This is a genomic window from Actinotignum sanguinis (genome assembly GCF_003957255.1).
Taxonomy (GTDB): domain Bacteria; phylum Actinomycetota; class Actinomycetes; order Actinomycetales; family Actinomycetaceae; genus Actinotignum; species Actinotignum sanguinis.
Genome location: NZ_QDIE01000001.1, coordinates 79683 through 105893, shown reverse-complemented (window position 1 = coordinate 105893; position 26211 = coordinate 79683). Strand labels below are relative to the sequence as shown.

General features: G+C 61.9%; 21 protein-coding genes. 14 read left to right on the top strand and 7 right to left on the bottom strand.

Annotated elements, in window-relative coordinates; all coding sequences use genetic code 11:
- Positions 1 to 56 precede the first annotated feature (56 nt).
- The 3 genes from DDD64_RS00450 (at position 57) to DDD64_RS00440 (ending at position 3237) form a co-directional block, all read left to right on the top strand.
- The gene (locus DDD64_RS00450) at positions 57 to 1406 is read left to right on the top strand and encodes an NAD(P)/FAD-dependent oxidoreductase (protein ID WP_241227314.1); all 1350 of its coding nucleotides are present in this window, start codon (positions 57 to 59) and stop codon (positions 1404 to 1406) included.
- A 354-nt stretch (positions 1407 to 1760) separates the two neighbouring features.
- Positions 1761 to 2264 (top strand): DUF4282 domain-containing protein, encoded by a 504-nt coding sequence (locus DDD64_RS00445; RefSeq protein ID WP_126134532.1) that lies wholly within the window; start codon positions 1761 to 1763, stop codon positions 2262 to 2264.
- Positions 2265 to 2484: 220 nt separating this feature from the next.
- Positions 2485 to 3237: an HAD-IIB family hydrolase gene (locus DDD64_RS00440; RefSeq protein ID WP_126134531.1), complete on the top strand. Its 753-nt coding sequence runs from the start codon at positions 2485 to 2487 to the stop codon at positions 3235 to 3237.
- Positions 3238 to 3296: 59 nt separating this feature from the next.
- Here the strand turns inward: DDD64_RS00440 and DDD64_RS00435 are convergent, their stop codons facing one another.
- Positions 3297 to 3737 (bottom strand): HIT family protein, encoded by a 441-nt coding sequence (locus DDD64_RS00435; RefSeq protein WP_126134530.1) that lies wholly within the window; start codon positions 3735 to 3737, stop codon positions 3297 to 3299.
- A gap of 107 nt (positions 3738 to 3844) precedes the next feature.
- Between DDD64_RS00435 and DDD64_RS00430 the strand changes: the two genes are divergently transcribed.
- Positions 3845 to 6745, top strand: coding sequence for a leucine--tRNA ligase (locus DDD64_RS00430; protein ID WP_126134566.1), 2901 nt, complete (start codon positions 3845 to 3847; stop codon positions 6743 to 6745).
- Positions 6746 to 6871: 126 nt separating this feature from the next.
- Complete coding sequence (locus DDD64_RS00425) at positions 6872 to 7843, top strand: aldose 1-epimerase (RefSeq protein WP_241227318.1); 972 nt, start codon at positions 6872 to 6874, stop codon at positions 7841 to 7843.
- Positions 7844 to 7855: 12 nt separating this feature from the next.
- Here the strand turns inward: DDD64_RS00425 and DDD64_RS00420 are convergent, their stop codons facing one another.
- Positions 7856 to 9715, bottom strand: coding sequence for a helicase HerA-like domain-containing protein (locus DDD64_RS00420; protein WP_126134528.1), 1860 nt, complete (start codon positions 9713 to 9715; stop codon positions 7856 to 7858).
- 118 nt (positions 9716 to 9833) lie between these two features.
- On the opposite strand from DDD64_RS00420, the gene DDD64_RS00415 reads away from it, so the two are divergent.
- From DDD64_RS00415 to DDD64_RS00390, 6 genes are all read left to right on the top strand, one after another.
- Positions 9834 to 10823, top strand: a complete 990-nt coding sequence (locus DDD64_RS00415; protein WP_126134527.1) for a ComEA family DNA-binding protein — start codon at positions 9834 to 9836, stop codon at positions 10821 to 10823.
- A gap of 140 nt (positions 10824 to 10963) precedes the next feature.
- Positions 10964 to 13489 carry a ComEC/Rec2 family competence protein gene (locus DDD64_RS00410; RefSeq protein ID WP_164545851.1) on the top strand — a complete coding sequence of 842 codons (2526 nt, stop codon included), beginning with the start codon at positions 10964 to 10966 and terminating at the stop codon, positions 13487 to 13489.
- Positions 13371 to 14294 (top strand): DNA polymerase III subunit delta, encoded by a 924-nt coding sequence (holA, locus tag DDD64_RS00405; protein WP_241227317.1) that lies wholly within the window; start codon positions 13371 to 13373, stop codon positions 14292 to 14294. Before DDD64_RS00410 ends, holA begins: the two co-directional genes overlap by 119 nt.
- Positions 14295 to 14450: 156 nt before the next feature.
- Positions 14451 to 15977 (top strand): Re/Si-specific NAD(P)(+) transhydrogenase subunit alpha, encoded by a 1527-nt coding sequence (locus DDD64_RS00400; RefSeq protein ID WP_126134524.1) that lies wholly within the window; start codon positions 14451 to 14453, stop codon positions 15975 to 15977.
- A 48-nt stretch (positions 15978 to 16025) separates the two neighbouring features.
- The gene (gene pntB, locus DDD64_RS00395) at positions 16026 to 17459 is read left to right on the top strand and encodes a Re/Si-specific NAD(P)(+) transhydrogenase subunit beta (protein ID WP_164545855.1); all 1434 of its coding nucleotides are present in this window, start codon (positions 16026 to 16028) and stop codon (positions 17457 to 17459) included.
- Positions 17460 to 17677: 218 nt separating this feature from the next.
- Positions 17678 to 17959 (top strand): hypothetical protein, encoded by a 282-nt coding sequence (locus DDD64_RS00390; protein ID WP_126134522.1) that lies wholly within the window; start codon positions 17678 to 17680, stop codon positions 17957 to 17959.
- 139 nt (positions 17960 to 18098) lie between these two features.
- Here DDD64_RS00390 and rpsT read toward each other — a convergent pair whose 3' ends face one another.
- From rpsT to DDD64_RS00375, 3 genes are all read right to left on the bottom strand, one after another.
- A complete protein-coding gene (rpsT, locus tag DDD64_RS00385) occupies positions 18099 to 18365 on the bottom strand; it encodes a 30S ribosomal protein S20 (RefSeq protein ID WP_016442875.1) in 267 nt (88 codons plus the stop codon).
- A 160-nt stretch (positions 18366 to 18525) separates the two neighbouring features.
- A complete protein-coding gene (locus DDD64_RS00380; protein ID WP_164545850.1) occupies positions 18526 to 19038 on the bottom strand; it encodes a PH domain-containing protein in 513 nt (170 codons plus the stop codon).
- A 120-nt stretch (positions 19039 to 19158) separates the two neighbouring features.
- Entirely contained in the window at positions 19159 to 20136 is a 978-nt protein-coding gene (locus DDD64_RS00375) for an LLM class flavin-dependent oxidoreductase (protein ID WP_241227316.1), read from the bottom strand.
- Between the two features lie 99 nt (positions 20137 to 20235).
- Between DDD64_RS00375 and lepA the strand changes: the two genes are divergently transcribed.
- From lepA to hemW, 3 genes are read left to right on the top strand one after another with little or no spacing between them, the layout of a single operon-like run.
- A complete protein-coding gene (lepA, locus tag DDD64_RS00370) occupies positions 20236 to 22089 on the top strand; it encodes a translation elongation factor 4 (RefSeq protein ID WP_126134519.1) in 1854 nt (617 codons plus the stop codon).
- A gap of 2 nt (positions 22090 to 22091) precedes the next feature.
- Positions 22092 to 22934: a tRNA (guanine(46)-N(7))-methyltransferase TrmB gene (gene trmB, locus DDD64_RS00365; protein WP_126134518.1), complete on the top strand. Its 843-nt coding sequence runs from the start codon at positions 22092 to 22094 to the stop codon at positions 22932 to 22934.
- Positions 22935 to 22940: 6 nt separating this feature from the next.
- A complete protein-coding gene (hemW, locus tag DDD64_RS00360) occupies positions 22941 to 24209 on the top strand; it encodes a radical SAM family heme chaperone HemW (protein WP_126134517.1) in 1269 nt (422 codons plus the stop codon).
- A gap of 12 nt (positions 24210 to 24221) precedes the next feature.
- Here the strand turns inward: hemW and DDD64_RS00355 are convergent, their stop codons facing one another.
- A complete protein-coding gene (locus DDD64_RS00355) occupies positions 24222 to 25181 on the bottom strand; it encodes a DMT family transporter (protein ID WP_126134516.1) in 960 nt (319 codons plus the stop codon).
- Between the two features lie 158 nt (positions 25182 to 25339).
- Entirely contained in the window at positions 25340 to 26197 is an 858-nt protein-coding gene (locus DDD64_RS00350) for a DUF3097 family protein (protein WP_126134565.1), read from the bottom strand.
- Positions 26198 to 26211 lie beyond the last annotated feature (14 nt).

The window sequence follows — 26211 nt, the reverse complement described above, 5'->3', positions numbered from 1 at the left end:
TTTGCGCTCACGCGAAGTATTGGAAAGTAGCTCACATATCCACTATGTTATGGGGTATGAGTCACAATATTAAAGGAAGTGCGCTACCGCATGTGGTCATCGTCGGAGGTGGCTTTGCCGGTATCCAAGCGGCACGTGGCCTTCGCCAGGCACCCGTGCGGGTAACGCTCATTGATAAAAATCCGTACACCACGTTCAAGCCGCTGCTTTTCCAAGTGGCTGCGGGCGCGCTCAACGCGGGGGATATTACCTACAACCTGCGTGCACTACGGAGCAAGCAAAAGAATCTGCGTTTTGTGCTCGGGGAACTCCAGCACGTGGATACTGCCAATAAGATCATCGAGCTCGATGATGAGCGCACGATGTCTTATGACTATCTCGTCCTCGCCACCGGCGTGAGCGCAGCATACTTTGGTATTCAGGGAGCCGCGGAACACACCTTGCCGATGTACACGCGCGATGAAGCGCTTGCGGTCCGCGACCGGCTCTACGGGCTGCTGGACGGCATGGATGCGGTTGACAATCCCGGGCCTTTCCGGGTGGTTGTATGCGGTGCGGGCCCCACCGGAGTGGAAACCGCCGGCGCTATTGCCGAACTACGCAATTTTGATTTTGAAACGCTGTATCCCGGCATTGATACCGAGCAGTGCGAGATCATCCTCGTGGATATGGCCCCCACGGTTCTCGGGCCTTTCGATGAGAAGAGCCGCAACGCCGCCCACCGCGCTCTTGAAGATCGCGGCGTCAAGGTGCTTCTCAACCAGGCTGTTTCCGCGGTGGAAGAGAATCGCATCCTGGTGAAGAACACCAAGACGGAAGAGGAACAGTGGATTGATGCTTCGCTGATCGTCTGGTCTTCCGGTGTGGGTGTTCCGCCCGAAGTCAAGGAATGGAACGTGCCGCAAGGGGCGCGTGGGCGTATCCAGGTGAACGAACACTTCCAGGTGGAAGGGGTCGACGGCGTTTTCGCTGCCGGCGACGTAGCTGTGAGCGGCGAACGCGGCCTACCGCAGCTGGCCCAGCCGGCTATCCAGGGAGGGCGGCATATCGCCAAGGTTATCTCCAATAACCTGGCGGGCAAGGAGACTGAGCCGTTCAACTACTTCGACAAGGGCACCATGGCCACCGTGGGCGTTGGTTTCGCGGTTACCGAAATTCCGCATCTGCCGGCTATTACCGGAAAGTTCTCCTGGCTTATGTGGAATGCCGTGCATATCCAGCAGCTCCAATCCGGGCGGGAAATGTTCGCGACTTTCACGAACCTTGTCTCGAAGTACTTCCTCTTCCCCAAGCGGCACGATGTCATCGTGGGCGATTTCCACCGCTTCTCACGGCGGGCACGCCAGGGAATCGTGAGCGCCTCCCCGAAGCTGGATGCTCAAGAGCTCGAGAAAGCTGAAGCGTAGCGTGCCGGTGGCATCACCAATAATGGTGGTGCCACGCTGAACCGGAATGCGGCGGGCCCAGGGGTGGTTACCTCAAGATTTTTCTGTCGTAACCTCATGCCATCATTCAGGTATGAATGAGATACTGCCAGAAGATGTCCAGGTAGCCCTATCCCTCGGCCCGCCGCCAGGTTCCGTGCTGGATCTGGCCTATTCGCGGTGGCCGCTTCGGATAGCTACCCTTAGTTGGTACCTACCCGCCTCCGGCGGGTAGTGAAATGAGTACGCGCGCTTCCACTTTCTTGGTATTTTAAGTGTGAAGTGCTCCGGGTCATGATCCCGTCGTGGCCATCGCTCGTTACGGAAGGAATACTCATGAGCGAACAGAATAACCAGTTCCCTGATAATAACCCCGGTTATGGTCAGCAGAGCGCCCAGCCGGAACAGCAGTCCTACCAGCAGGGTTTTGATCAGCAGAATCAGCAAACCCAGCAGAATCAGGCGCAGGGCCAGGGCTATATTCCCGCCCCGCAGCAGGGCCAGTGGGCGCATTCGGCGTACTCGGCCCCGGGCTACGGCTACCCGCCCCAGCCCCAGCAGCCGCAGAATCCCTCCGGCTTCGCGGCTCTGTTCTCCACGAACTTCTCCACCCGGGTGGCGCGCTCCATCGCACCGATCATCATGATTCTCGCCTTCATTGTGGCCGGCTGCCACGTGCTCGTCTCGCTTTTCGCGATGATTAGCGTCTTTGGCGAATACACGCCTGCCATGGTTGCGCTTGCCGGAGTTCTCAGCTTCCTCCTCAGCCTCGTGGTTGCTGTCCTTATTATTGGCGGTGCCCGGTTGCTCTGCGAAGCAGCCATCAAAGACGAACAGTAGTCGGGGCGCAGCACACCACAGCCGGGCTCTCCGGAGCTAAAAATCCGGAAGCCCAAGCTGGCGAAACCCACCAGCGGGCTGATACATCGCGATGTATCAGCCCGCTGCGTCGTCGTAAGAATGTGTGGGTAGACCCGAAGGACGGGATCATCTGCTCTGCGGGTAGGTAGCGTTGCCCAGTTATTTCGCATTTGGGTGCTCGGTGCACCATACTGTGGCTATGACGTCTTACCGCCTTATTGCTTTTGACTTGGACGATACCCTGGCACCTTCCAAATCCGCGCTCCCGGAACGCATGGCGCGGGCCCTGCGGGCACTGCTCGATACGTACGAGGTGTGCGTGATTTCCGGCGGCCAATTCGGACAGTTCGAAAGCCAACTCCTGGAAGGACTAGACGGCACCCCCGCAGAACTTGCGCGTCTTCACCTCATGCCCACCTGTGGAACCCGCTACCTCGTTCACGAGGACGGAGCGTGGCGCGATGTGTACGTTCGTAACCTCACCGCGGAAGAACGCCGGGATGCCGCTCTGGCCCTGGAAGAAGAAGCACGGCGGCTCGGGCTGTGGGAAAGTAGCACCTGGGGCGAGATCCTGGAAGACCGCGGATCCCAGGTGACCTTCTCCGCGCTCGGGCAAAGCGCCCCGCTGGAAGCGAAACGCGCCTGGGATCCGAGCGGGGAAAAGAAAAACGCGCTGCGAGAAGCTGTCGCAGCGCGTCTGCCGCACCTGGAGGTGCGCTCGGGCGGTTCAACGTCCGTGGATATTACCCGCAAGGGCGTGGATAAAGCCTACGGAATTGCGGAATTATCCAAGCAAACCGGTATCCCCATCGCCCACATGCTCTTCGTGGGGGACCGCCTCGACCCCGCCGGAAACGACTACCCCGTTACCCGGCTTGGCATCGATACCCACGCGGTGCGGGACTGGACCGATACTGCCGACTTCATTGAGGAACTGGTGGGGCTGGCCTAGACCGTTGCGCGCGTGGCCTAGGAGAGCGGGCATAACGCAGTGGGCTTAGGTAACTTGGCTTAGGCGAGGGAACCGAGCTGGGCCGGAACGAAGGAACCCCAGCCCTGCTGCCGCAGGGCCGCGCGTAATTCCTCCATGGCCGCATCCAATTCGGCGCCGGGAACATCCTTGCGTGCCGATGCGAAACTGGTGACGTTTTCCGAATCAGCCGGAATAACATGCAGGTGTGTATGAGGTACCCCGAGTCCGGCGATGACGAGCATCGCCCGCTCCACGCCGAAAGCCGCGATCTGGGCCTTTCCAATGCGCTTAGCCACGATGAAGAGATGCGCGGCTGTATCGTCGTCAAGATCGGTGAAACGGTCAATTTCCGCGCGGGGAACAACTAGCACATGGCCGCGGGCGTGCGGCTCAAGAGTTGCGAAAGCAACGCAGACGTCGTCGGCCCAAACAAAACGGCCCGGAATCTCGCCGGCAATAATTTTTGAAAAGACACTCATGGTGCCAGTCTAGTCACCGCTGTGGACGACCTGAGATTTGTCGGAGGAGAGAGCTACAATTGACCGAAGTCGACCGTCGAAAAGGAGTACCCTTGAGCGCTGAGGATATGACCCAGTTCCGCTACACCGCAGAACTGGCTAATGAGATCGAAGCCCACTGGCAGGAACGCTGGGAAGAGGAAGGTGCCTTCTACGCCGCGAACCCGGTTGGGGATCTCGCGGGGGATACCTCGGCGCCGAAGTTTTTCATCCAGGACATGTTCCCCTATCCGTCCGGGCGTGGCCTGCACGTGGGCCATCCGCTCGGCTATATTGCCACGGATACCGTGGCCCGCTACCACCGCATGAAGGGTGAGAACGTCCTCTACACCATGGGCTATGACGCCTTCGGACTTCCCGCAGAACAGTTCGCGGTGCAAAATGGCAAGCACCCGGCTATCACCACCGCGGAAAATATTGCCAATATGGCAGCTCAGCTGCATCGCCTCGGGCTTTCCCACGATTCACGGCGGGTTTTCTCCACCACGGATATTGATTACGTGAAGTGGACCCAATGGATTTTCACCAAGGTGTTTAATTCCTGGTTTGACCCGGATTACCCGCGCCGGGACGGGCGTGGCAACGGAGCGGCCCGGCCCATTGCGGAACTGGAAGCGAAATTCGCCAGTGGGGAAAAGGCCACGCCGGATGGTCGGCCCTGGGAGGCGCTCTCCAGGAAAGAAAAAGCGGATGCGCTCAGCGAATACCGCCTGGTTTATATCAAGGAAGCCCCGGTTAATTGGTGTCCGGGGCTGGGAACGGTGCTTGCCAATGAGGAAGTCACCGCGGAAGGCCGGTCCGAACGCGGTAACTTCCCGGTGTTCCGGCGCAATCTCGCCCAGTGGATGATGCGGATTACCGCCTATGCGGACCGCCTGGTGAGTGACCTGGACACCATTGACTGGCCGGATAAAGTGCGGGCCATGCAGCAGAACTGGATCGGGCGCTCCCACGGCGCCACGGTTCGTTTTGAGCTTTCTGACGGCTCCGGGCGGGTCCTGGATGTTTATACCACCCGCCCCGATACTCTCTTCGGGGCCAGTTTCATGGCCGTTGCTCCCGAACATGAGGCCTTGGGTGGAAGTGAAGCGGGTACGGATACGGATGCGCAGGAGCTCCGGGTTCCCGATAGCTGGCCGGAAGGAACCCGCGCAGAATGGACTGGCGGATACGCCACCCCGCGTGAAGCTGTCGCGGCCTACCGGGCGCGCGCCGCCGCGAAATCGGATATGGAACGCACCTCGGATACTCATGAAAAGACCGGCGTTTTCTCCGGGCTCTTCGGGATTAATCCGGTCAACGGCGCCAAGGTTCCGGTTTTCGTGGCGGATTATGTGCTGGTCGGTTACGGAACCGGTGCGATTATGGCGGTTCCTGCCCATGATGATCGCGACTGGGCTTTCGCGCGCGAATACAATCTGGACGTTATCCGCACCATCGGCCCTGCGGAGGATCCGTACGGCCCGGACCTGGAAGAGGGTGCCTACACCGGGGATGGCATCCTCGTTGATTCCGCCAATGAGGAAATCTCCCTCAACGGCATGACGAAATCCGAATCCATGGCCGCTATTATCGCCTGGCTGGAAGAACGCGGTGCCGGAACCGCCACCGTCACCTACCGCCTGCACGATTGGCTTTTCTCCCGCCAGCGCTACTGGGGTGAGCCCTTCCCGATTGTTTGGGATGAGGAGGGTATTGCGCACGCGCTACCCGAATCGATGCTCCCCTTGGAGCTGCCCGAAATGGAAGACTTCTCGCCGGCGTCTTACGATGCCGACGACGCAAATTCACTGCCCCAACCTCCGCTGGAACGCAACCCGGAATGGGTGAATGTGGAGCTTGACCTGGGTGATGGTCTCAAGAAGTACCGCCGCGAAACCAATACCATGCCGCAGTGGGCAGGTTCGTGCTGGTACGAATTGCGCTATGTGGATCCCACCAATTCGGATAGCTTCTGCGCTCCGGAAAACGAAGCCTACTGGATGGGTCCGCGTCCCGAGGCCGGTAACACTTCCGGAGGGGTGGATTTGTACGTGGGCGGCGTCGAACACGCGGTGCTCCACCTGCTCTACGCGCGTTTCTGGCACAAGGTCCTCTTTGACCTGGGTTATGTCTCCTCTTCGGAGCCTTTCCACAAGCTCTTCAACCAGGGCTACGTACAGGCCTATGCCTATACCGATGCTCGCGGGGCCTACGTGCCGGCCGATGAGGTAGAAGAACGCGAAGAAAACGGCGAAACGGTCTTCTACTACCGGGGGGAGAAGGTCAACCGGGAATACGGGAAGATGGGCAAGTCCCTCAAGAACATCATTACACCTGATGATATGGCTGATCAGTACGGTGCGGATACGTTCCGCGTCTACGAAATGTCCATGGGGCCGCTTGATGTTTCCCGGCCCTGGGATACCCGCGCGGTGGTAGGTTCGCAGCGCTTCTTGCAGCGGCTGTGGCGCAATATCGTTGATGAGCGCACCGGTGAGGTGACGGTCAGTGACGCGACTCCGGATACCGAAACCGCTAAGCTCCTGGCCCGCACCATCGCGGGAGTGGCTGATGATTACGACCATATGCGTATCAACACCGCGATCTCGAAGCTCATTGTTCTCAATAACCATCTCACCGGGCTGACGGCGGTACCGCGTGAAGCTGCCTGCGCTATCGTGGCCATGGTGGCACCGGTGGCACCCCATATTGCCGAAGAACTCTGGGCACGTTTGGGTAATAGCGGCCTGGTCGCGCGCGCTGCGTTCCCGCAGGTTAGCGACGCAGCGCTGCTGGTGGATGACACCGTGACCTGCGTGGTGCAGGTGAAGGGTAAGGTCCGCGCCCGTCTGGAGGTACCCCAGGATATTTCCGATGCGGATCTGACCGCCCGGGCCCTGGCTGAAGAACGGGTGCAGGCCTTCCTGGAGGGCGAACCGCGCAAGATTATTGTGCGTGCTCCGGGACTCATCAATATCGTTCCCTAAAGCGGAATGCAGTAAAGTCTCGGGCCCTGAGGTGGTCCGGGTTTGAAATTCTCGTCCGAGCCCGTGACGCGGGCACCGATCCAAGGGAAGGAACCCGCGGGAGTAAGGAGGAATATCGTGGCACGTATGCGAATCACAGCGCAGGACTTTGACGGTAACCCGGCGTGGCTTCTTAGCGCACCGGGCGGAGCCAGCGCCCTCGTAGCTGCACGCGGGGCCACCCTCCTCTCCTGGAGTCCCGACGGGGAGGTGTTTTCCGGATACCGTAACGGTGCCGAACTGGAGGAGGCAGATGGGGGGCGTGGGCTTATCGAAGCCCCCTGGGTGGGGCCCCTCGCCGGCGGGTGCTACACCTGGGATGGGCAGAGCTACCGCCTTGAAGCCGATACCACCGGGCGGTGCTTGCGGGTCCACAGCTGCGAATTCCGGCGGGAACGCTCCGCAGATGCGCTTATTTTGCGCGCGGAGCTTCCCGCGGTAGCGGGCTACCCGTGGCCCGTGGGAATCCAAGTGGTCTATGCGCTGGGGGATTCCAGCGCGGGAACCCATCATCTTTCCGTCAGTCTGGAAGTGACGAACCTGGGTGAGAGCTGCGCCCCGGTGGCGGTCGCGTGGAACGGCTACTTGCGTTTCCCGCAGCTCGCTTCCATTTCAAAAATGTCGACGACGGTCAGTGCGCGCACCAAGATCGCAGCCGATGCGCACGGAATCCCGGCTCCCGGCGATGCCGCGCTCACCGGGGTAAGTACCCCCGTGGAGTGGCCGGTACTCGGAGCTAGCCGTATCGACTCCACCTTCACCTCGCTGGTGCCCACCAGTGACGGAGTCGTGGCAACCGTGCTGACCGATCCAGCTCGGGAACGCGATATTATCCTCGCCCAGGAACCGAGCGAAGCACCCTATGTGCGGCTATGGACCGGGGATACTCTGGAACGCGGGGCCCGGGAAGCTCTCCTGGTCGCCCCGGCTTCCGCGCTGCCCAATGCTTTTAATCGTTCGGATCAAGTGGGGCGCGTGGCGCTAGCCCCGGGCCGCTCCCGCAGCCTCACCGTCACCATGAGCTATCCGGCTACCTCTGCTCCGTATGCCCGAAAGTAAGCGGAACCCGCGCTAGCGCCGCCGCCCGAAAATCGAATTAATAATCGAACGGCCGAGTGACCTCCCGGCACTGCGCACCACCGAATCAATTGCGGCATCGCGGCGCCGGGCCTGCCGTTGCGCCTCCTTCTCGGCATTCCGTTGGGCCTGCCGAGCCTGACGCTCCGCTTCCCGCTCCGCGGCCGCCAGTTTTTTCTCCGCCTCGCGGGCAGCTTTCTTCGCCGCGGCTTCCGCGGCCCGCCGCTGCTCTTCAGCTTCTTTAGCAGCCACCGCGGCAGCTTCTCGTTGCGCGCGCCGCGCGGCAACAGCGCGGGCAGCACCTTCGCTTGCGGTATCCCCGGCTATAGGAGCAGGCCGAGGTGTGGTGCCAAGAGCGGTGCTCAACGCGGCCGGCCCGGCCGGGCCCATGATAGAGCGCGGCGCCCAGAGCCGGGTAGGGGCCACGGCCGTAGGGGCGCCGTCGTCGCCCAAACCTGTAACCACAGCCTCACCGGTGCCGAGCGCGGGTAGCACGGCCGCAATATCGAGGGGTGAGAAGGGGAAGGTTTTTGCTGTTTCCTTGAGAATCTTCACGTCCTTGGGCGTGTGGGCGCGCAACGCATGGTGAATGCGGGTGCCCAGCTGCGCGAGCACCGATTCGGGAATATCCTGCGGCGTTTGCGTCACGAAGAAAACGCCTACACCTTTCGAGCGGATGAGGCGCACCACGCGGGTAACCTCGTCCACGAAATTCCGGGAAGCACCCGAGAACAGCAGATGCGCTTCGTCGAAGAAGAACACCAGGCGGGGCAGGGGAGTATCGCCCACTTCGGGAAGATCGGAAAAAAGCCGACTGAGTATCCACATGGTGAACGTGGAGAAAAGTTCGGGCATATCGCGCACGTCGGGAAGTTCGAGGGCGGAGATAACACCGCGTTCGCCTTCGTGGGCGATGAGCTCGCTGGGGCTAAAGGACGGGCGCTGGAAGAACATGTCTCCGCCCTGCGCAGCCAGGGCTGATACCTCGCGCAGAATCACCCCGGCGGTGGCGGTCGATACCCCGCCAATACCGGATAGCTCCGCCTTCCCCGCCGTGGTCAAATAATGAAGTACCTCGCGCAGATCCTCCAGGGTGTACAGGTGCAGATTCTCTTTTTCCGCCCACGCGAAAACTAAGGCCAGCGCCGATTCCTGGGTGTCGTTTAATTTCAGGGCCCGGGCTAGGAGCAAAGCACCGAAATCTTCCACTGTGGAACGTAGCGGCACCCCGGTTGATTCGGTGAGGGAATACAGGTGGAGCGGGAACGAGGCACCGGACCAATCCTGCCCTAAAGCTCGGGTGCGGGCCGTGAGTTTATCGGAAGCGACGCCCGCTTCGCACAGGCCCGATAGATCCCCTTTAATATCGGTGAGGAAAACGGCCACTCCGGCCGCGCTCAGCTGTTCGGCCAGCAGCTGGAGGGTACGAGTTTTCCCGGTTCCGGTTGCTCCGCACACCAGGCCGTGCCGGTTGAAACTAGCGAAGGGCAGCCGCACCAGAACATCGGGGCGCGGATTCCCAGCCGGGTCCAGGTAGGCGCCCAGGGTGAGAGCCGGGCCTGATATCTGGTAGCTGCGGGCAACCTCGCTCGCGTAATCCTCACCGGTGCTTTCTGGCGATTGTTCCGGCGACGCCGCCGCCGGCTGCGCCGGTGAGCGCTTCTCTGCCGCGGTGGCGGTGGTTATGGCGTCCAGGCCTTCCGTGGCATTGGCGGCGGTGGCTGCTGCGGGGGAAGATGCGGCGGCAAGTGCGGCATCGAGGCGGGCCTGGGCGAGTTCGGCTTCGGCACGGGCAGCTTTGGCAGCGGCTTCGGCCGCTTCGGCACGCAGGCGAGCAATATCGGCGTCGTTCATACCAATATTGTAGAGCGGGCAATGGCCGTGGCTATCCACAGCTCGGCAAACGTTAGCGTTATCCCCAGCCCGGTGGGGCTGCCAACGCTGGGTGTGCCTCGGTGTGCATGATAGCCCCATGAATGCTTCTCTGCCTCGCCCTGCTCCGCGCCTGAGCCTGCCCTTTAACGATCCTCTCAACGAAACCCGCGGGGATCCGGGTGCGGGTGCGCCGCCCGGCCAAAGCCCGGTGCGGGATTTCGCCACGTTGGCCCTCGGTGCGGGCACCGGTGAGGACATCGCCGTGCTCACCACCCCTGCGCAATCATCGCGGTGGCGGTGGTCTCCCCGCGCGTTGGGCGCCTTTGCTATAGCTTTGCTGGGCGGGCTGCTCATTCTCGGGCTGCTGGCATGGTTCGGGCCCGGTGGTGGTCCCGTTTCCGCCAACCCCGCAGCGGTGCCACCGGGAAGCAGTGTGGCCAGTTCGGGTTCCAACACGGAAAATCCGGCTGTGGTATCTACCGATCCGCAGGCTTCGCCGGGCCCTTCGCACGGCGGGGTAATGGGTAGCACACCTGGGCCGGCTGGCCCTGCCGCGGGAGAATCCGCTCCCGCAACCATCGTTGCCTATATTTCTGGTGAAGTGGCCACTCCGGGAGTGTATAGCGCTCCCGGTGGGGCACGTGTCAATGACCTCGTGGAATTAGCCGGTGGGCTCACCCCGAATGCGGATGGCGCTGCGATCAATCTTGCCGAACCGGTAGCGGATGGCTCCCATATTCATATTCCCGCTCCCGGTGAAGCACCGCGAGCACGCATCGGCTCTGGAGGTAGCACAAGCTCGGGTGGGAGCGGTGGTAGCGCAGGTGGGAATAGCGGTGGGGCAGGCGGCGGCGCGGCCGGTGGGGATAAAGCATCTGGGAAAGCCGGCTCTGGTGCCCTAATCAACCTTAATACCGCCTCAGCCAGCGACTTGGAGAGCCTCCCCGGGGTTGGTCCGGCTACCGCTCGGGATATTCTCACCTGGAGGGAAAACAATGGCCCCTTTACCGCTCCGGAAGATCTTCTTGAGGTCCCCGGTATTGGACCAGCTAAATTTAATAAGCTGTCCGCGCTGGTGACAGTATGATCCGCAAGCTTGATGTCCCGCGCAGTCGCAGTGCCAGGGGCAAGCGCAGCGATCCGTGCAAGCCTAGGGTGTTCGGCGATCCCCGCATTCGCAGAAGCCAGCGAAGTTCGCATTGCGCGCATGCGGGCCACGGTCAGGATATGCGTCTCCTTCCGTCAGCGGCCGCGGCCCTGGGCGGTGCGTGGGCGGCGCTGAGCGGGTATGCGCACTGCGGATTCCTCGGTGCTGCCCTGTGCATCGTGGCAGCTTGGGCAGTAACCGGGTATGCCCGGGCGCATCCCGGCCAGCGCGGGAAAGCAAGCGGGGTGGTTTTGAGTATCCTCGCGGTGGCGTGCACGCTGGGTGCTACCAGTATCGCCGGGCTGCTCGCCCTCTCTGCCGCGCATATCCCGGTAGTCAGGGGAAGCGTGGAACTGGATGCCTATGTCATGACCCGCCCGGAACCCTCCACTATGCCGTGGGGAGAAGAAAAATGCACGGTGCTGCTGCGCCCCGCAAAGATCGCCACCGCTGGCCCGAACGGGGTGCAGCTTGCCAGCGGCCCCCGCGCGCGAATCCGAGCGGAAGTTCCCTGCACAGCCCTGGCGGGTCAGCGCGTGTTTGGGCAGGGTCGACTCACCCCCGCGCACGGGCGGCGGGAAAGTGCCCGCTGGTCCGGACCTGCCCTCCAAACCACCGGGAGTGGTGCGCTGAGCGCCGGCATTGTTCACCGCATCGATACCGCGCTTGCCACGCTGCTCTCCACCCGCCCTGAGCACGCCCGTGGCCTTATCCCCGGGGTTGCCCTTGGAGACGATAGCCGGGTATCCCCGGAGCTGGAAGAAGCCATGCGCACAACGGCCCTTACCCATCTCATTGCGGTCTCCGGGGCTCATGTATCCCTTGTTCTCGGCATCATTATTATGGCGGTGGGCCGGGCTCGGCCCCTGCGTACCGCGTTAGCGGGAGTGGTGGGTTTAGGTGGACTGGTTATTCTGGTGGGACCCGCGCCCTCGGTTATCCGGGCGGCACTCATGGGCCTGGTGGTTCTCGCAGCAGTGGGAATGAACCGTCGAAGCCAAGCGATCAACGCTCTGAGCTGCGCGAGCATCACCGCTGCCCTCATTGATCCCTGGCTCGCAACCGGCTACGGTTTCCTGCTCTCCGCCAGCGCCACCCTCGGAATTATCTGCGGAGGATACCCGCTTACGGAACACCTCAGCAGGTTCTTCCCGGCCGCCCTCGCCCGGGTTGTTGCCATTCCGCTGGTGGCCCAAATTTCCTGCCTACCCGTGCTGCTCCTCTTCACCGAAGCTGGGTCGCTGTGGGCGGTTCCGGCTAATGCGCTTGTGGCACCCGTCGTCGCACCCCTCACTATTTTCGGACTTGTCGGGGCACTCACCGCACCGCTGTTCCCGGTGCTCGCTGGCCTCGCTATCTCCTTTGCGCAACTGGCCACGTGGTGGATTGACCAGGTAGCTCGCGCCCTTGCCTCCCTACCGGGATCGGGAATTCCCCTTGTCCTTGCCGGAATCGGTCATATATGTGCGGTCTTGGTGCTCCTGGTGATACCCCGCTTGAGCGCAATCCTTATTCTGGTGGCCGCCCTCGTGGCCCTCGGGCTATCACGGGGGTCGGGCGCTACCGTGATTCCCTCCAACTGGACGGCGGTGCAATGCGATGTGGGCCAGGGATCAGCTTTCCTCTACCGGGTGCGCGGATACACGATAATGATTGATGTTGGACCTCGCACTCCCGCCGCTGCTCGCTGCCTAAGCGATGCTCAGGTGAGTCATCTTGATCTCCTCATCCTCTCCCATTTTCACTCCGATCACGTGGAAGGGTTACGCGACGTTCTCAGCACCGCAACAATCAGCGCGGTATGGATATCTCCAAATTCCGCACCGAAGCCCCAGTCCCGCACCGCACTCGACCTACTTGATTCCCATTCCATTCCGGTGAGCGTGGTAGCCGCAGGAACGACCCTGCGGGTAGATGATGTTCCCATCGCCCGGATTCTTAGCCCGTATCCGGGTGCGCGTAGTATTCCCGAGGAAGCCAATGCGGATTCCCTCGTGGTCCTCCTCGACGCTGATGGTGTGGACAGCCCGGGCCGGGCAGCTAACGCCGGCGCGAGCGGTGGCACTAGCCAGGCTGCTCAACGCATCGTGGTTCTCGGAGATGCGACTGCCCCGGCCCAAGAACGCCTCGTGGGGGCGGTCGGGCCGGTTGATATCGCCGTCGTCGCCCATCACGGAAGCGCGGACCAATCCGCGCGCCTCGCCCGTGAACTTGACCCCGCAATTGCCCTGATATCCGTGGGGGAGAATAGTTACGGGCATCCCTCCGCACGCGTCTATGAGCTTTATTCTGGCGCCCAGATTTATCCAACGCTCACGTGCGGGGCAATCGCATGGGCGGAAGGGGATCTAGTGTCCGAATGCGAGGAGCCACCTACGCCACCCAAGCCACCCGTCGTGCGGCAGGTTGGTTATGACATGAGAGAATGGAGCTATGGCAGCCAAAGAACGCGCGGTCGGGTACGACGCTCTCCGCTTAGAACCGGTGATCCTCATCGTTGGCGCGGAACCGGTCCTTGCCGAGCGCGCCTGGGCCCGCCTCATCAGCCTTGCCCGCCAGGCGCACCCCGAGGTACAGGTTGTGCGCGTGGAAGCGGCCACCTATGAACGCGGGGCCCTCGCCCTGCACACCTCACCTTCACTTTTTGGTGACCATCGCATCGTCATCGTCACCGGTGCCGAACATATGAATGACGCGTTCCTCACGGAAATGCTCGCCTACCTACCGCAGCCCAATGCTGATATCCCGGTGATCATCCAGCACGGGGGAGGCACTCGCGGCAAAAAACTCCTTGACGCTATCGCGGCGGGTGGCTGGCAAGTAGCCCGGATCGAAAAAATCAAACGCGATGACGATAAGGCACGCTTGGTGACAGCGGATGTGCGGGCCGCCGGGCGCAAAATCACGGACGGGGCGGTACGGGCGCTCGTTGATGCACTCGGCCAGGACCTGCGCGAATTACTCAGCGCCACCTCCCAACTCCTCGCGGATGTGGAGGGGATGATCACCGAGGACCATATTCGGGATTTCTATGCCGGGCGCAATGAAGCAACACCCTTTGAGATCGCGGATGCGGCCCTGGCCGGGCGTACCGGCCAAGCTTTGGCACTGGCCCGCCACGCTTTCGCCACCCGGGTCAACCCGGTTCCCATCGTGGCGGCGCTCGCGGCGAAACTGCGCCAGCTCGCTATTGTCCAGGCACCTGGCATCACCCAGCGGGAATTGAAAATGGCGCCCTGGCAGGCCCAGCGGGCCCGCCGGGAAGCACGCGGGTGGAGCGATGCCGGACTCGGGCAAGCCATTCGAGCGGTGGCGCTCGCCGATGAACAGGTCAAGGGTGCCTCCCGCGACCCGCAGTACGCTGTTGAACACGCGATTATCACCATCGGGCGTGCCCGGCGTACGCGGTAGCGACTAACCCGCACAGTCTCACGCTTGCCGGGGTGCTCAGGCCCCTTCGGGAAACGTGGAATAATAAGGGATGTCCCGCGGCGGCGCGACAATGGCGTATCTGGAGCGCCGCCCACGCAGACCGCAGCACGGTAGTGCTGTACTGAGGAGCACTTTATGCTTGTTGGAATACCACAAAGTACCCGCCCGGGTGACCCCCTGGTGGCGGGCACCCCCGATACCGTGGCCAAGCTCATCGCTTTGGGCTACGAGGTCGTGGTGGAAACGGGGGCGGGGGAGGCCTCGTCCTACCCCGATAGCCAATACGAAAGCGCGGGCGCACGCCTCGTTTCCGCGCAAGAAGCCTGGGCTGCGGATATTGTTTTAGCCACCGACGCCCCGGATGTGAGCTACCTTGACCGCATGAGCCGCGGCGCCACCCTCATTGCGCGTATGAACCCGGCCGGCTCGCCCGACCTTATCGAGGAACTTTCGCGCCGTGAACTCACGGCCCTGGCGCTTGACGCAATTCCGCGTATTTCGCGCGCTCAGTCCATGGATGTACGTTCCTCGATGGCCAATATTTCCGGCTACCGTGCCGTTATCGAAGCAGCCTCCCACTTCGGGCGGCTTTTCACCGGGCAGGTTACCGCCGCCGGTAAGGTTCCCCCGGCCACTGTCTACGTTATTGGAGCGGGAGTTGCTGGGCTTGCCGCGGTCGGTACCGCCAATTCCATGGGCGCGATCGTCAAGGCAACGGACGTGCGTGCCGATGTTGCCGAACAGGTCCAGTCCATGGGCGCCGAATTCGTGGAGATCCCGGTGCGCCAGGAATCCGCGGACGGTTACGCCCGTGAAATGACCGCGGATCAGGCTAATGCCGCCGGGGTGGTCTACGCCCGGGAAGCCGCCGCGGCGGATATTGTTATTACGACGGCGCTCATCCCCGGTAAGCCGGCCCCGCTACTCTTGGACTCTGCGGCGGTAGCCGCCATGAAACCCGGCAGCGTCATCGTGGATTTGGCGGCGGCTAACGGCGGAAACGTGGCCGGCACCCGCCCGGGAGAAGTCGTCCACACTGAGAACGGCGTCACGATTATCGGCTACGAAGATCTCGCCTTGCGCCTGCCCGGCCAAGCCTCCCAGCTTTTCGGGCAGAATCTCGTCAATTTCCTCAAACTCACCACCCCGCAGAAGGATGGCCAGCTGGTGCTGGATACCGAGGATGATATTGTGCGCGGCATTCTGGTCACCCTCGGGGGAGCGGTGGCCTGGCCGCCCCCGCCCATCAAGGTCTCGGCCGCTCCGGCCGCGCCTCCAGCACCTCCCGCACCTCCGGCTGCGCCTGAAGCGGCCCGCCCCAGCGCCTTGCGCTACCTGTGGGCCGGGCTGGCAGCGGCGGTAGCACTGTGGATTCTCTTCACGGCACCACCGGGCATGACCTCGCATTTCATCGTCTTCATGCTGGCCTGTGTGGTGGGCTTCTACGTCATCACCTCGGTGACGCACGCGCTGCACACCCCGCTCATGTCCGTGACGAACGCGATTTCCGGAATCATCGTGGTGGGGGCAATCCTCCAGCTCAGTTCGGGACATCTAGCCGTGACCATCCTTGCCGCTATTGCACTCACCCTCGCTTCCATCAATATTTTCGGTGGATTCTTGGTGACTGCGCGCATGCTGTCTATGTTCAAGAGGAGCTAAGCCGTGCTCACTACTATTACCGACGTCGTTACCCTCGCCGCCCCGAGCTTGGGCGGTCTTAAGGTTGCTTTCAGCGTGCAAACCGTTGCCTACCTCGTGGCGGCCCTGCTCTTCATTCTCGCTCTGGCCGGGCTTTCCAAACAGGAAACCGCCGCGAAAGGCAATATTCTGGGCGCCATCGGAATGGTGTTGGCCTTGGTCGCCACCATTATCGTGGTTCTCGCTTTCCCCACGGAGGCTTCTTCCACTGTTGTTGTGCTGGTGCTCGTGCTCGCCCTCGTGGTGGGCGGCGGCATCGGGATTTGGAGGGCCCGCACCGTGGAAATGACGGGCATGCCCGAACTCATCGCCCTGCTCCATTCTTTCGTGGGCGCGGCAGCGGTGCTGGTGGGCTACAACTCTTTCCTCCAGCAACCCGGGGAAGATTTCTCCCCCACAAATGCCTTCCATATGGGCGAAGTGGGCTTGGCTGTGTTCATCGGCGCGATTACCTTCACCGGATCGGTATGCGCCTACCTGAAACTCGCGGGGAAGATTCCCGGCAAGCCGCTGGTGCTCCCGGCCCGTAATCTTCTCAATCTGTTGGCGATCCTGGCGTGCCTGGGGCTTATTATCTGGTTCGCCTGGACCCGCGGGGTAGGGGCCGGTCTTATTCCCCTTATCCTCATCACGATTATTGCGCTGCTGCTCGGGGCACATATGGTGCTCGCGATCGGCGGTGGTGATATGCCCGTCGTCGTATCAATGCTCAATTCTTACTCGGGTTGGGCGGCAGCGATGGCCGGCTTCACCCTCGGCAATGACCTCCTTATCATTACCGGTGCACTGGTGGGGTCCTCGGGCGCGTACCTCTCCTACATCATGTGCAAGGCCATGAACCGTTCTTTCATTTCCGTGATCCTGGGCGGTTTTGGGTCCGACGGCGCAGTTACCGGAGAAGCGCGTGACTATGGCAGCCACACGGAAACCACCGCGGTGGACGTGGCCCAAGAACTCGCGGACGCTAGCTCGGTGATTATTGCCCCCGGTTACGGTATGGCCGTGGCCCAAGCCCAATATCCGGTGGCGGAGCTGACGAAGAAGCTGCGCGAGAACGGAACCGAGGTACGTTTCGCTATCCATCCGGTAGCAGGGCGCCTGCCCGGGCATATGAACGTGCTGCTGGCCGAAGCGAAAGTCCCCTATGACATCGTGGAGGAAATGGACGATATCAACGATTCCTTCACGGATACCGATGTTGTGCTGGTTATCGGGGCGAATGACACGGTCAATCCTTCGGCTTCCGAGCCCGGTTCGCCTATCGCGGGTATGCCGGTGCTGCATGTCTGGGATGCCAAGAAGGTCATTGTTTTCAAGCGGTCCATGGGCAATGCCGGCTATGCCGGGGTGCAAAACCCGCTGTTCTTTAATGAGAATACCGATATGCTGCTCGGCGATGCCAAGGCATCCGTGGATGCTATCAATGCGGCTTTCCCCGGTTAAGGTAGCCTCGCTCCCGCGCCCTAGTCCGGGCGTGGCCGGGGCAAGCTGAGCAACTATAGCCACTCGAGGATCTCTCAGTTAGCGCAGGTGGCCGGAACACCTTTCAGGTTCCGGCCACCTGCGCTACGTGTATATCGCGGAAATACCGAAATACATAAGCCAAAGTTCCACATATGAGACGGGGATCACGTTATAATGAAGGTGTCAATTACCGTGGAATGAAGAAGAAAGGAGGAGGAAATATGCGCTCAAAAAGGTATTTCTATTTCTCGCAACTTGCACTCGGAGCTACTCTGGGAGGCTGCATTGGGAGCGCATTAGCAGGTGGTCGTTGGTACGACTACGCTCTTATCCCCGGCCTTGTCACTCTTGCGTTATTCGGCCTTGCTCTGTGGCACCGGCATCGTGAAAACGAAGTACGCGCTACACTGCGCCGTTTGGAAGCGGAACGCCGCGGTTTGGAAGCGGACCGCGAGGGCGAGCACGAAGGAGAAGAATGAGAAAATTCGTGAGCGATATGAAAAGCGGCTGGAACGCCTAGGTTCCAGCCGCTTTTTCTAATTTCCTCTAAGTATCAGCGCGGTAGATATAAGAGATACAACCGCGCCGGAGGTCCGGCCTGCATGGCCGGGGCACAGCCTACTTGGCCAGTGCGTTCACGCGCTTAGCGAGCTTCGACTTGCGGTTCGCCGCCTGGTTGCGGTGAATAACACCCTTGGACACAGCCTTGTCCAGCTTGCGGGAGGCCGCGGCCAGGAGGGTTTCCGCTTCTTCGGCATTGCCGGCTTCCACGGCAAGGCGAGTCTTACGGATGTAGGTCTTTAGTTCCGACTTAACGGCCTGGTTGCGAAGGCGACGCTTCTCGTTCGTCAGAACGCGCTTCTTCTGCTGCTTGATATTAGCCAATGAAATATCTCTTTCGGTCAATCGCTAGGCGATAGATGAATATGGTCGGAGAGGGAAGCGTTCCTCGTAGGACTGCGGGCGTGGGGCACCCGTGGTTGTTACGAAAGAACAAGGACTTGCCACCCGACCGGTGAAAGTCCATCTCCAAACACTACCAGAATCAGGCGGTTTCGCGCGAGGTCCCAGTGTGAATCCCCTCTCCCGCGCGCTTGTCCAGTAGCGTGTTCAGGAACGTGGTGACAGCGGGAAGATTCGCGATGCGGCGCAGGGTGACCGTGGCACCTGACGTCGTCGTCACAAGAAGAGAACCGGAGGTGCCGGTACCCGTAGGTTGCGCCTCCACCTGTGCCACCGCGGCGAGCGGAAGATCGTGCCCGAGCTTCGTGAATACCCCGCGCCGAGTGATAATCCGGCGGTTAGTAATACTCACGGTGCTCATATACCACTGCAGCCACGGCCACCCGGCTATCGCAATAAGCGCGAGAACCCCGGCCGCCACCACCAGCCACCCGGCCAGCGGCTGCCACCTACCTGGCAGCGCGACCACCCCGAGCACCGCGAGGAACACCACCGCCGCGGCACCGAGCGCCCGCGGCAACAAATGCCGGGCATCGGGGTGCATATGGACAAGGAGTTCTTCGCCGGTTCCGAGTAATTTTTGCGACAGAGGCATACTGACCATCGTGCCACAAAGAAAACGCGGGTGTGCGAGGCGGCCGATAGCGTGGGGCAGAAAAAACGAAGCGCGCGATACGGTACGACGCCGCGCCTAGCTGCCAGCTCCGTGCCTTCCTCAGCTATCCAAGCCGTAGCCGCGGGCGGTGAGCTCCAAGCACGCCAGTGATTCTTCATGCGAGGTGGCCTGCACCGAGATCATGAGCTCATCGGCCTGCGCATCCCGGGCGAACGTGCGCAGATACTCGCCCACCTCGGCCGCGTCCCCAACCGCGGTGTAGCGGAGCATATCGAGGATCTGGCGGCCCTGCGCACTGTCCAGCACTGCATCAAGATCCGCATCGGAGATATCGCGGCCGGGTACCCCGCGCAGCAGCATATTGCGAACCCGAGCCCGCTTGACCCGCTCAAATTCGCGGGCGGCAGCCTCCGACGTTTCCGCCGCGGTCACATTTACCGCCGCAATAACATAGGGCTCGGCCAGCTCCTCCGAGGGCTGGAAATTCTCCCGGTAGTGGGCGATAGCCTCTTGGAGCAGGCGCGGAGCGAAATGAGAAGCGAAAGAATAGGGCAGGCCCAGCTGCGCGGCCAGATCCGCTCCGAAAAGCGAAGAACCCAGAATAATGAGGGGCACGTGGGTGCCCTGGCCCGGATAAGCCGCCACGCCCGGCACCCGGGAAGTATCCCCGAGGAACCCCTGGAGTTCCACCACATCGCGCGGGAAATTCTCATAGGCGCTAGCATCGCGGCGCAGCGCGTGGAGGGTGCGGCTATCGGTGCCCGGTGCCCGCCCGAGCCCTAGATCGATACGGTTCGGGTACATCTCCGCAAGGGCCCCGAATTGTTCAGCTATGACGAGCGGAGAATGATTGGGGAGCATGACACCGCCCGCACCCAGCCGAATCCGTGCGGTGTGGGAGGCAACGTAGCCGATGATAATCGCGGGGGAGGAGGAGATCACCGTGGGCATATTGTGATGCTCGGTGTACCACACCCGGGTGTATCCCAAAGCCTCGGCGCGCTGGGCGAGGTCCACACAGCGGTGCAGGGCGGCGGCGGGGGCTTCGCCGTCGTACCGCGTAGCGAAATCTAACACTGACAAAGGAACATTCATGGCAACTCCCGTGACCGATATATCCATATCCATTATGGTCCAAGGACTATACTTGAGCAGAGTTTATTGTGAAGGAGAGACGTGCCTATTTCTTCCGCTGAGGAATCGCGCGCCATTATTCCGGGCGCCACACCGCCCGAGCGTATCCGCAACTTTTGTATCATCGCGCATATTGACCACGGAAAATCCACGCTAGCTGACCGGATGCTCCAGCTCACCGGCATCGTGGAACAGCGCGAGATGCGCGATCAGTACCTGGACCGGATGGATATTGAGCGCGAACGCGGCATCACCATCAAATCGCAGGCCGTGCGGTTGCCGTGGTCGGTGGAGGGGAAAGCCTACGCCCTCAATATGATCGATACCCCCGGCCACGTGGACTTCTCCTACGAAGTGAACCGCTCGCTGGCGGCCTGCGAAGGTGCGGTGCTGCTCGTGGATGCCACCCAGGGGATCGAGGCGCAAACTTTGGCCAATCTCTATATGGCCATGGAAAACGACCTCACGATTATTCCCGTCCTCAATAAAATTGATTTGCCTTCCGCGCAGCCGGAAAAAATTGCGGAAGAAGTGGCGTCCCTGCTCGGTGTGGAACCGGAGGAATGCCTAGCCGTTTCCGGGAAAACGGGGGCGGGCGTGCCGGAACTGCTGGACCGGATCGTCGCGGAGATTCCCGCGCCTTCCGGGCGCCCGGAGGGGCCGGCTCGCGCTATGATTTTCGATTCCGTTTACGATATTTATCGCGGGGTCGTCACCTATGTGCGTGTGGTTGATGGTGAGCTAACTACCCGCTCGAAGGTGCGGACCATGGCTACCCGCACCGAACATGAACTCCTGGAACTGGGCGTGATCTCCCCGGAACCCACCCCCACCACTGCGCTGGGTGCCGGGGAGGTGGGGTACCTCATCACCGGGGTGAAGGATGTGCGCCAAACCCGCGTGGGAGATACCGTGACCGGCGCGCGGGAGAGTGCCACCGAAGCCCTGCCCGGCTATCTCGATCCGAAACCGATGGTGTATTCCGGGATCTATCCTATGGACGGCTCTGATTTCCCGAATCTGCGCGAAGCCCTGGAAAAGCTCAAGCTCAATGATGCCTCGTTGGTGTATGAACCGGAAAGCTCAGTGGCCCTCGGTTTCGGTTTCCGCTGCGGCTTCCTCGGCCTGCTCCACCTGGAGATTATCCGCGAACGCCTCGAGCGGGAATTCGACCTGGATATTATTGCCACCGCGCCCTCGGTGATCTACCGGGTCATCACAGACGCCGGTGAAGAACTCACCGTCACCAACCCCTCGGAATTCCCGGAAGGGAAAATTCGGGAGATTTACGAGCCGACCGTGCGCGCCACGATCCTGGCTCCTTCGGATTACGTAGGCTCCATTATGGAGCTGTGCCAGGAACGGCGCGGGGCGCTGCAGGGCATGGATTATCTTACGGCCGAACGGGTGGAGATCCACTACGTGCTGCCGCTAGCGGAGATCGTCACCGATTTCTTTGATCAGCTCAAGTCACGCACGAAGGGCTACGCCTCCCTCGATTACGATATTGCCGGCGAACAGCCCTCTGATCTAGTCAAGGTCGATGTGCTCCTCAATCACGAACAGGTGGATGCTTTCTCCGCTATCGTCCACAAGGACAAGGCATATTCCTACGGCAATGAGATGACGAAGAAACTCAAAACCCTCATTCCGCGCCAGCAATTCGAAATCCCGGTGCAGGCCGCGGTGGGTTCGCGTATTATCGCCCGCGAAACTATTAAGGCCCTGCGTAAGGACGTGCTGTCCAAGTGCTACGGCGGCGACGTCTCCCGTAAACGCAAGCTGCTAGAAAAGCAGAAGGAAGGCAAGAAGCGCATGAAGTCCATCGGGCGCGTGGACGTGCCCCAAGAAGCTTTCGTGGCAGCTCTCACCTCCGAAGCACCCACGGGGAAGTAAGCATGGCCGAGTCTCCCGCACCAAATCGCTCCCAATGGCGCATCCGCTCCTTCTCCCTGCGCGGTTCCCGCCTGGGTGCGCGCCACGAAGAAACGGTGGCCCGCCACCCCGAGCTTTTCGTGCCGCTGGCACCCGGCCCCCAGGCCACCACGGTTGCCCTCGATGCGCGCTGCAACCTCGGGCAAGTTTTTGGCCGCGCGGCCCCGCTCGCCGTGAAAATCGGTCCGGGTTCAGGCGAACACGGGGTCTCCTTCGCGCAGCGCCACCCCGAATATAATGTGCTGCTCGTCGAAGCGTGGGCTCCCGGCGCGGCGCGCTGCGTGGCCAGTATTCTGCGCGCGGGCGTAACGAACGTGCGGGTGCTGGAGGCCGACGCCGCCCAGGCGCTCCCCGTCCTCTTTGGCCTGGAATGTGCGGGCCTGGTGCGCGGGGAGGATGTGACCACGTGCGGGCCGGCGCGCAGCGCCACCCATCCGAATGCTGCCAATCCGCGCGTCGAGCAGGTGTGGACATTCTTCCCCGATCCCTGGCGCAAAGCCCGCCACCACAAGCGCCGCCTGGTGGCCGCGCCTTTTGCCACGGTGGTGGCCGGGATGCTCCGGGAAGGAGGCGCGTGGCGGCTGGCCACGGATTGGGATAATTACGCCTGGCAGATGCGCGACGTCGTCGAAGCATCCCCGTACTTCACGAATCCGCACGCCGGTGAACGCCCGGACCCCGCGGATCCCACCCCGGAGCGCGGCGGTTTCGCACCGCGGTGGGAAGAACGGGTTTTGACTCGTTTTGAGGAACGCGGCATTGCGGCCGGGCGAACCATCCACGATATTCTCGCGGTGCGAGCCTAGTCTCCGATGGCTTCCCTTCCGCACGGTGAGCCGGCTCCGGCTTCCGGCATCCTCCCGAACCCGGATGTGAGCGCCGGTTTCTCCGCTTACGTCCACATTCCTTTCTGCACGGTGCGCTGCGGGTACTGCGATTTCAATACCTACACCAAGCCGAGCTTCGGGCCGGGGGCGGGCCGCGATGATTTCCCGGCGTCCCTCGCCCGTGAAATAGCACTCTCGCGCGAGGTCCTCGACACCGGCACCAATCGCGTCGCGCTGCGCACCGTATTTTTCGGGGGCGGCACGCCCACCCTGTTGGACGCCCGGCAGCTCGTCTCGGTGCTCGCGGATCTCGCAAGCGCTTTCGGCCTGGCTGAGGGTGCCGAAATCACCACGGAATGCAATCCGGAATCCGTGGACCGCGCGGCCCTCGCGACTCTGCGCGCCGGCGGTTTCACCCGTATCTCTTTCGGGATGCAATCAGCCGTACCCGAGGTGCTGCGCACCCTCGACCGCCAGCACAGCCCCGGGCAGGTAGAACGCGTATGCGCTTGGGCGCGCGAGTTGGGTCTGGAGTATTCCCTCGACCTCATTTACGGTGCGCCCGGGGAAACAATGGGGCAGTGGCGCACCTCCCTGGCCGCGGCTCTTGCCCTCGAACCGGCGCATATCAGTGCCTACGGACTCATGGTGGAACCGGGAACCAAAATGGGCATGCAGGCCCGCCGCGGCCTCATTAGCCTCCCCGATCCGGATGAGCTCGCCGATAAATACGAGGTCGCGGACGATATTCTCAGCGCGGCCGGCTACCGCTGGTACGAAATTTCCAATTGGGCCCGCCCCGGTCACGAATGCCGCCACAATTGCTATTACTGGGAGAACGCGAATTGGTGGGGCTACGGCCCCGGCGCACACTCGCATATTAACGGGGTGCGGTTTTGGAACGTCAAACACCCGCGCGCGTACGCGGATCGCGTCTGGGCTCGCGGGATTGGAAACGACGACGGCGCCGCCGCGCCACGCGCGGCGGGCGAGGCAGCCACGAGCCATTCGGCGATTAGCTCGCCGGCCTTGGAGCGGGAAATTCTCAGCCCGGCTGAACAGCGCGAAGAAAAAATCATGCTCGGTATTCGGATGAGCCGGGGAATTGATATTCCGCGGGGCGTGGATGCCGCGGTGGTGGCGGGTCTGGTTCGCGATGGTTTAGTAGAGGCAGAAATAGCGCGCTCCGGGCGCCTTGTTTTGACCCGGCGCGGGCGGCTCCTGGCTGATACCGTAACCCGGGCGCTCTGGTAGCGCAGTGGGTAGTTATGCGTGGCGGCGGCGAATCCGCAGCGAAGGCCGCTTGATCCCGAGCCGGTAGCGGCGCTTGGGCGCACGCCCGATGAGGAAGATCCCGAGCAGCATAATAATGGCGCCCAACCATTGCAGGGCGGAGAGCCGTTCGCCAACCAGTAGCGCGGAAAAAATAATGGCACTCAGGGGCTGAATCAAAATAAGGGTAGCGGCCACCGAGGGATTAACGAGGGGCATACTTGCCTGGCAGAACAACCATCCCAGTACCTGGCTGGAAAGCGCGATAAGAATCATCCATCCCCAGGAACTCGCTGAGAGTGCGAGGGTGAGAGGCCCGTGGGTGGCAATGAGCAGCGGGGTGGACACCACCGTGGTGACCAGGCAGACGATCGCCATGGCGGTGCCCTGATGGTGCGGAGAATTTGTGCGCCCGGTGAGGACCACGTAGACGGTATAGGTCAGGCCCGCGAGCGCGGAGAGGATAATGCCGCGTACCAGATCGGATCCGCCGGCGCCGTCGAGAATACCGGAAAGCAAGAAAATCCCGCCGAGAGAAAAAGGCGCAGCCACGAAAAACATCCACGGGACCCGGTTCCGGAAGAAAATCCAGGCGACCAACGGTACCGCAAGGGCCTGCACGTAATTGACCACCACAGCGGAAACCGAGGGGCCGGCTAGTAGTACCGACGGCGTCCACAAGGCCATATCCACCCCGAAGCACACCCCGCATACCGCGTAGAGCAGCAGGTCAGCGCGACGCATCGGCCCGTACTGGCGCCATTCATGGACCACCATGGGCAGTAGGGCAAGGAAAGCGAGACCGAAGCGGAAGAACACAATCGTGGTGGCGTTTTCTCCCGATAGCGTGATGAAGGGAGAGACAAGTCCCACGAGAACCGAAGCGACGGCGAGGGTGCCGCGCGGGGACGCAACAGCGATTTTGTCCACGACGGAGCGGCGCTGGGAGGCCACGTGATCACAACTCCTGATAGGGGTGAAGAAGAACCGAAACAACGAGGGCAGCGGCTCCGGCCGGGACCGGATAGGCGCACGCAGCAAGGATATACCCTGAGGGCCTAGGAATCGTAGCGCTACCGGGTGCGTCCTCGCGCTACCGGGTACGCCTTCCCCTACCGGGTGCCGGCAGCGGTCACGAAATCAATGAGTTCTTCCATGCGGCCCAGTAGCGCGGGCTCAATATCTTTATACGAATGCACGCAGCTAAGAATCCGGGCCCAGGCCCGGCCAATATCTTCCGCGGTTTCGTGCGGCCAGCCGAGCCGGCGCAGGGTACCCACTTTAATATCTTCCCCGCGCGGTACCTCCGGCCAGGCGCGCAAGCCCACGGCGGCAGGTTTAATCGCTTGCCACACGTCGATATAGGGATGGCCGAGCACGAGCACGCCCGGGCCGGCCACTCGCGCCGCAATCCGAGATTCTTTGGAACCGGGCACCAGATGATCTACCAGTGCACCCAGGCGATGCTCATTATCGGGAGCAGTTTCCCGCACCACGGACTCCAGATTATCCACCCCGAGTAATTCTTCGACCACCACCCCTTCGAGAGCCAGATCTTCACCCCAGATCTTGGCCACCAGTTCGGCGTCGTGCTTGCCTTCTACCCAGATACGCGAGGCGCGTGCTACGCGCGCCCGCGCTGTGACGTGAAAAGATCCGGACGCGGTCAGGAGCCGGCCGCGCGGGGCCTCCACTTTCGGGGTGGTGATTTCTACCGGCTCACCCTCGATCCAATAACCTTTGCCCAGCGGGAAGGAACGGCGCACCCCGCCGCGGCCCTCCACTTCCATCTGCCAGCGGCCGGCTACTTTCCCTACCGAAAGCACCTCGCCCACGAAGCCGGAAGCCACATCCTCAATGAGGAGGCCGGGGGCGGCCGGAACGGGGCGGGAGGGACGGCGGTGGTCGTGCGGGTCATGGGCGAGGACGTCGTCGCCGTAGCGATCAGGCATTCCGGTAGCAGAGAACATCACGCTCTAAGGGT

What these genes read in the sequence shown, in the direction of transcription:
- DDD64_RS00350 (WP_126134565.1), bottom strand. Translation starts at nt 26,197, where the DNA reads ATGTTCTCTGCTACCGGAATGCCTGATCGCTACGGCGACGACGTCCTC.
- trmB (WP_126134518.1), top strand. Translation starts at nt 22,092, where the DNA reads ATGGCCGAGTCTCCCGCACCAAATCGCTCCCAATGGCGCATCCGCTCC.
- DDD64_RS00425 (WP_241227318.1), top strand. Translation starts at nt 6,872, where the DNA reads ATGCGAATCACAGCGCAGGACTTTGACGGTAACCCGGCGTGGCTTCTT.
- DDD64_RS00430 (WP_126134566.1), top strand. Translation starts at nt 3,845, where the DNA reads ATGACCCAGTTCCGCTACACCGCAGAACTGGCTAATGAGATCGAAGCC.
- DDD64_RS00435 (WP_126134530.1), bottom strand. Translation starts at nt 3,737, where the DNA reads ATGAGTGTCTTTTCAAAAATTATTGCCGGCGAGATTCCGGGCCGTTTT.
- DDD64_RS00450 (WP_241227314.1), top strand. Translation starts at nt 57, where the DNA reads ATGAGTCACAATATTAAAGGAAGTGCGCTACCGCATGTGGTCATCGTC.
- DDD64_RS00440 (WP_126134531.1), top strand. Translation starts at nt 2,485, where the DNA reads ATGACGTCTTACCGCCTTATTGCTTTTGACTTGGACGATACCCTGGCA.
- DDD64_RS00420 (WP_126134528.1), bottom strand. Translation starts at nt 9,715, where the DNA reads ATGAACGACGCCGATATTGCTCGCCTGCGTGCCGAAGCGGCCGAAGCC.
- DDD64_RS00380 (WP_164545850.1), bottom strand. Translation starts at nt 19,038, where the DNA reads ATGCCTCTGTCGCAAAAATTACTCGGAACCGGCGAAGAACTCCTTGTC.
- DDD64_RS00410 (WP_164545851.1), top strand. Translation starts at nt 10,964, where the DNA reads ATGCGTCTCCTTCCGTCAGCGGCCGCGGCCCTGGGCGGTGCGTGGGCG.
- DDD64_RS00445 (WP_126134532.1), top strand. Translation starts at nt 1,761, where the DNA reads ATGAGCGAACAGAATAACCAGTTCCCTGATAATAACCCCGGTTATGGT.
- DDD64_RS00415 (WP_126134527.1), top strand. Translation starts at nt 9,834, where the DNA reads ATGAATGCTTCTCTGCCTCGCCCTGCTCCGCGCCTGAGCCTGCCCTTT.
- hemW (WP_126134517.1), top strand. Translation starts at nt 22,941, where the DNA reads ATGGCTTCCCTTCCGCACGGTGAGCCGGCTCCGGCTTCCGGCATCCTC.
- DDD64_RS00390 (WP_126134522.1), top strand. Translation starts at nt 17,678, where the DNA reads ATGAAGAAGAAAGGAGGAGGAAATATGCGCTCAAAAAGGTATTTCTAT.
- DDD64_RS00400 (WP_126134524.1), top strand. Translation starts at nt 14,451, where the DNA reads ATGCTTGTTGGAATACCACAAAGTACCCGCCCGGGTGACCCCCTGGTG.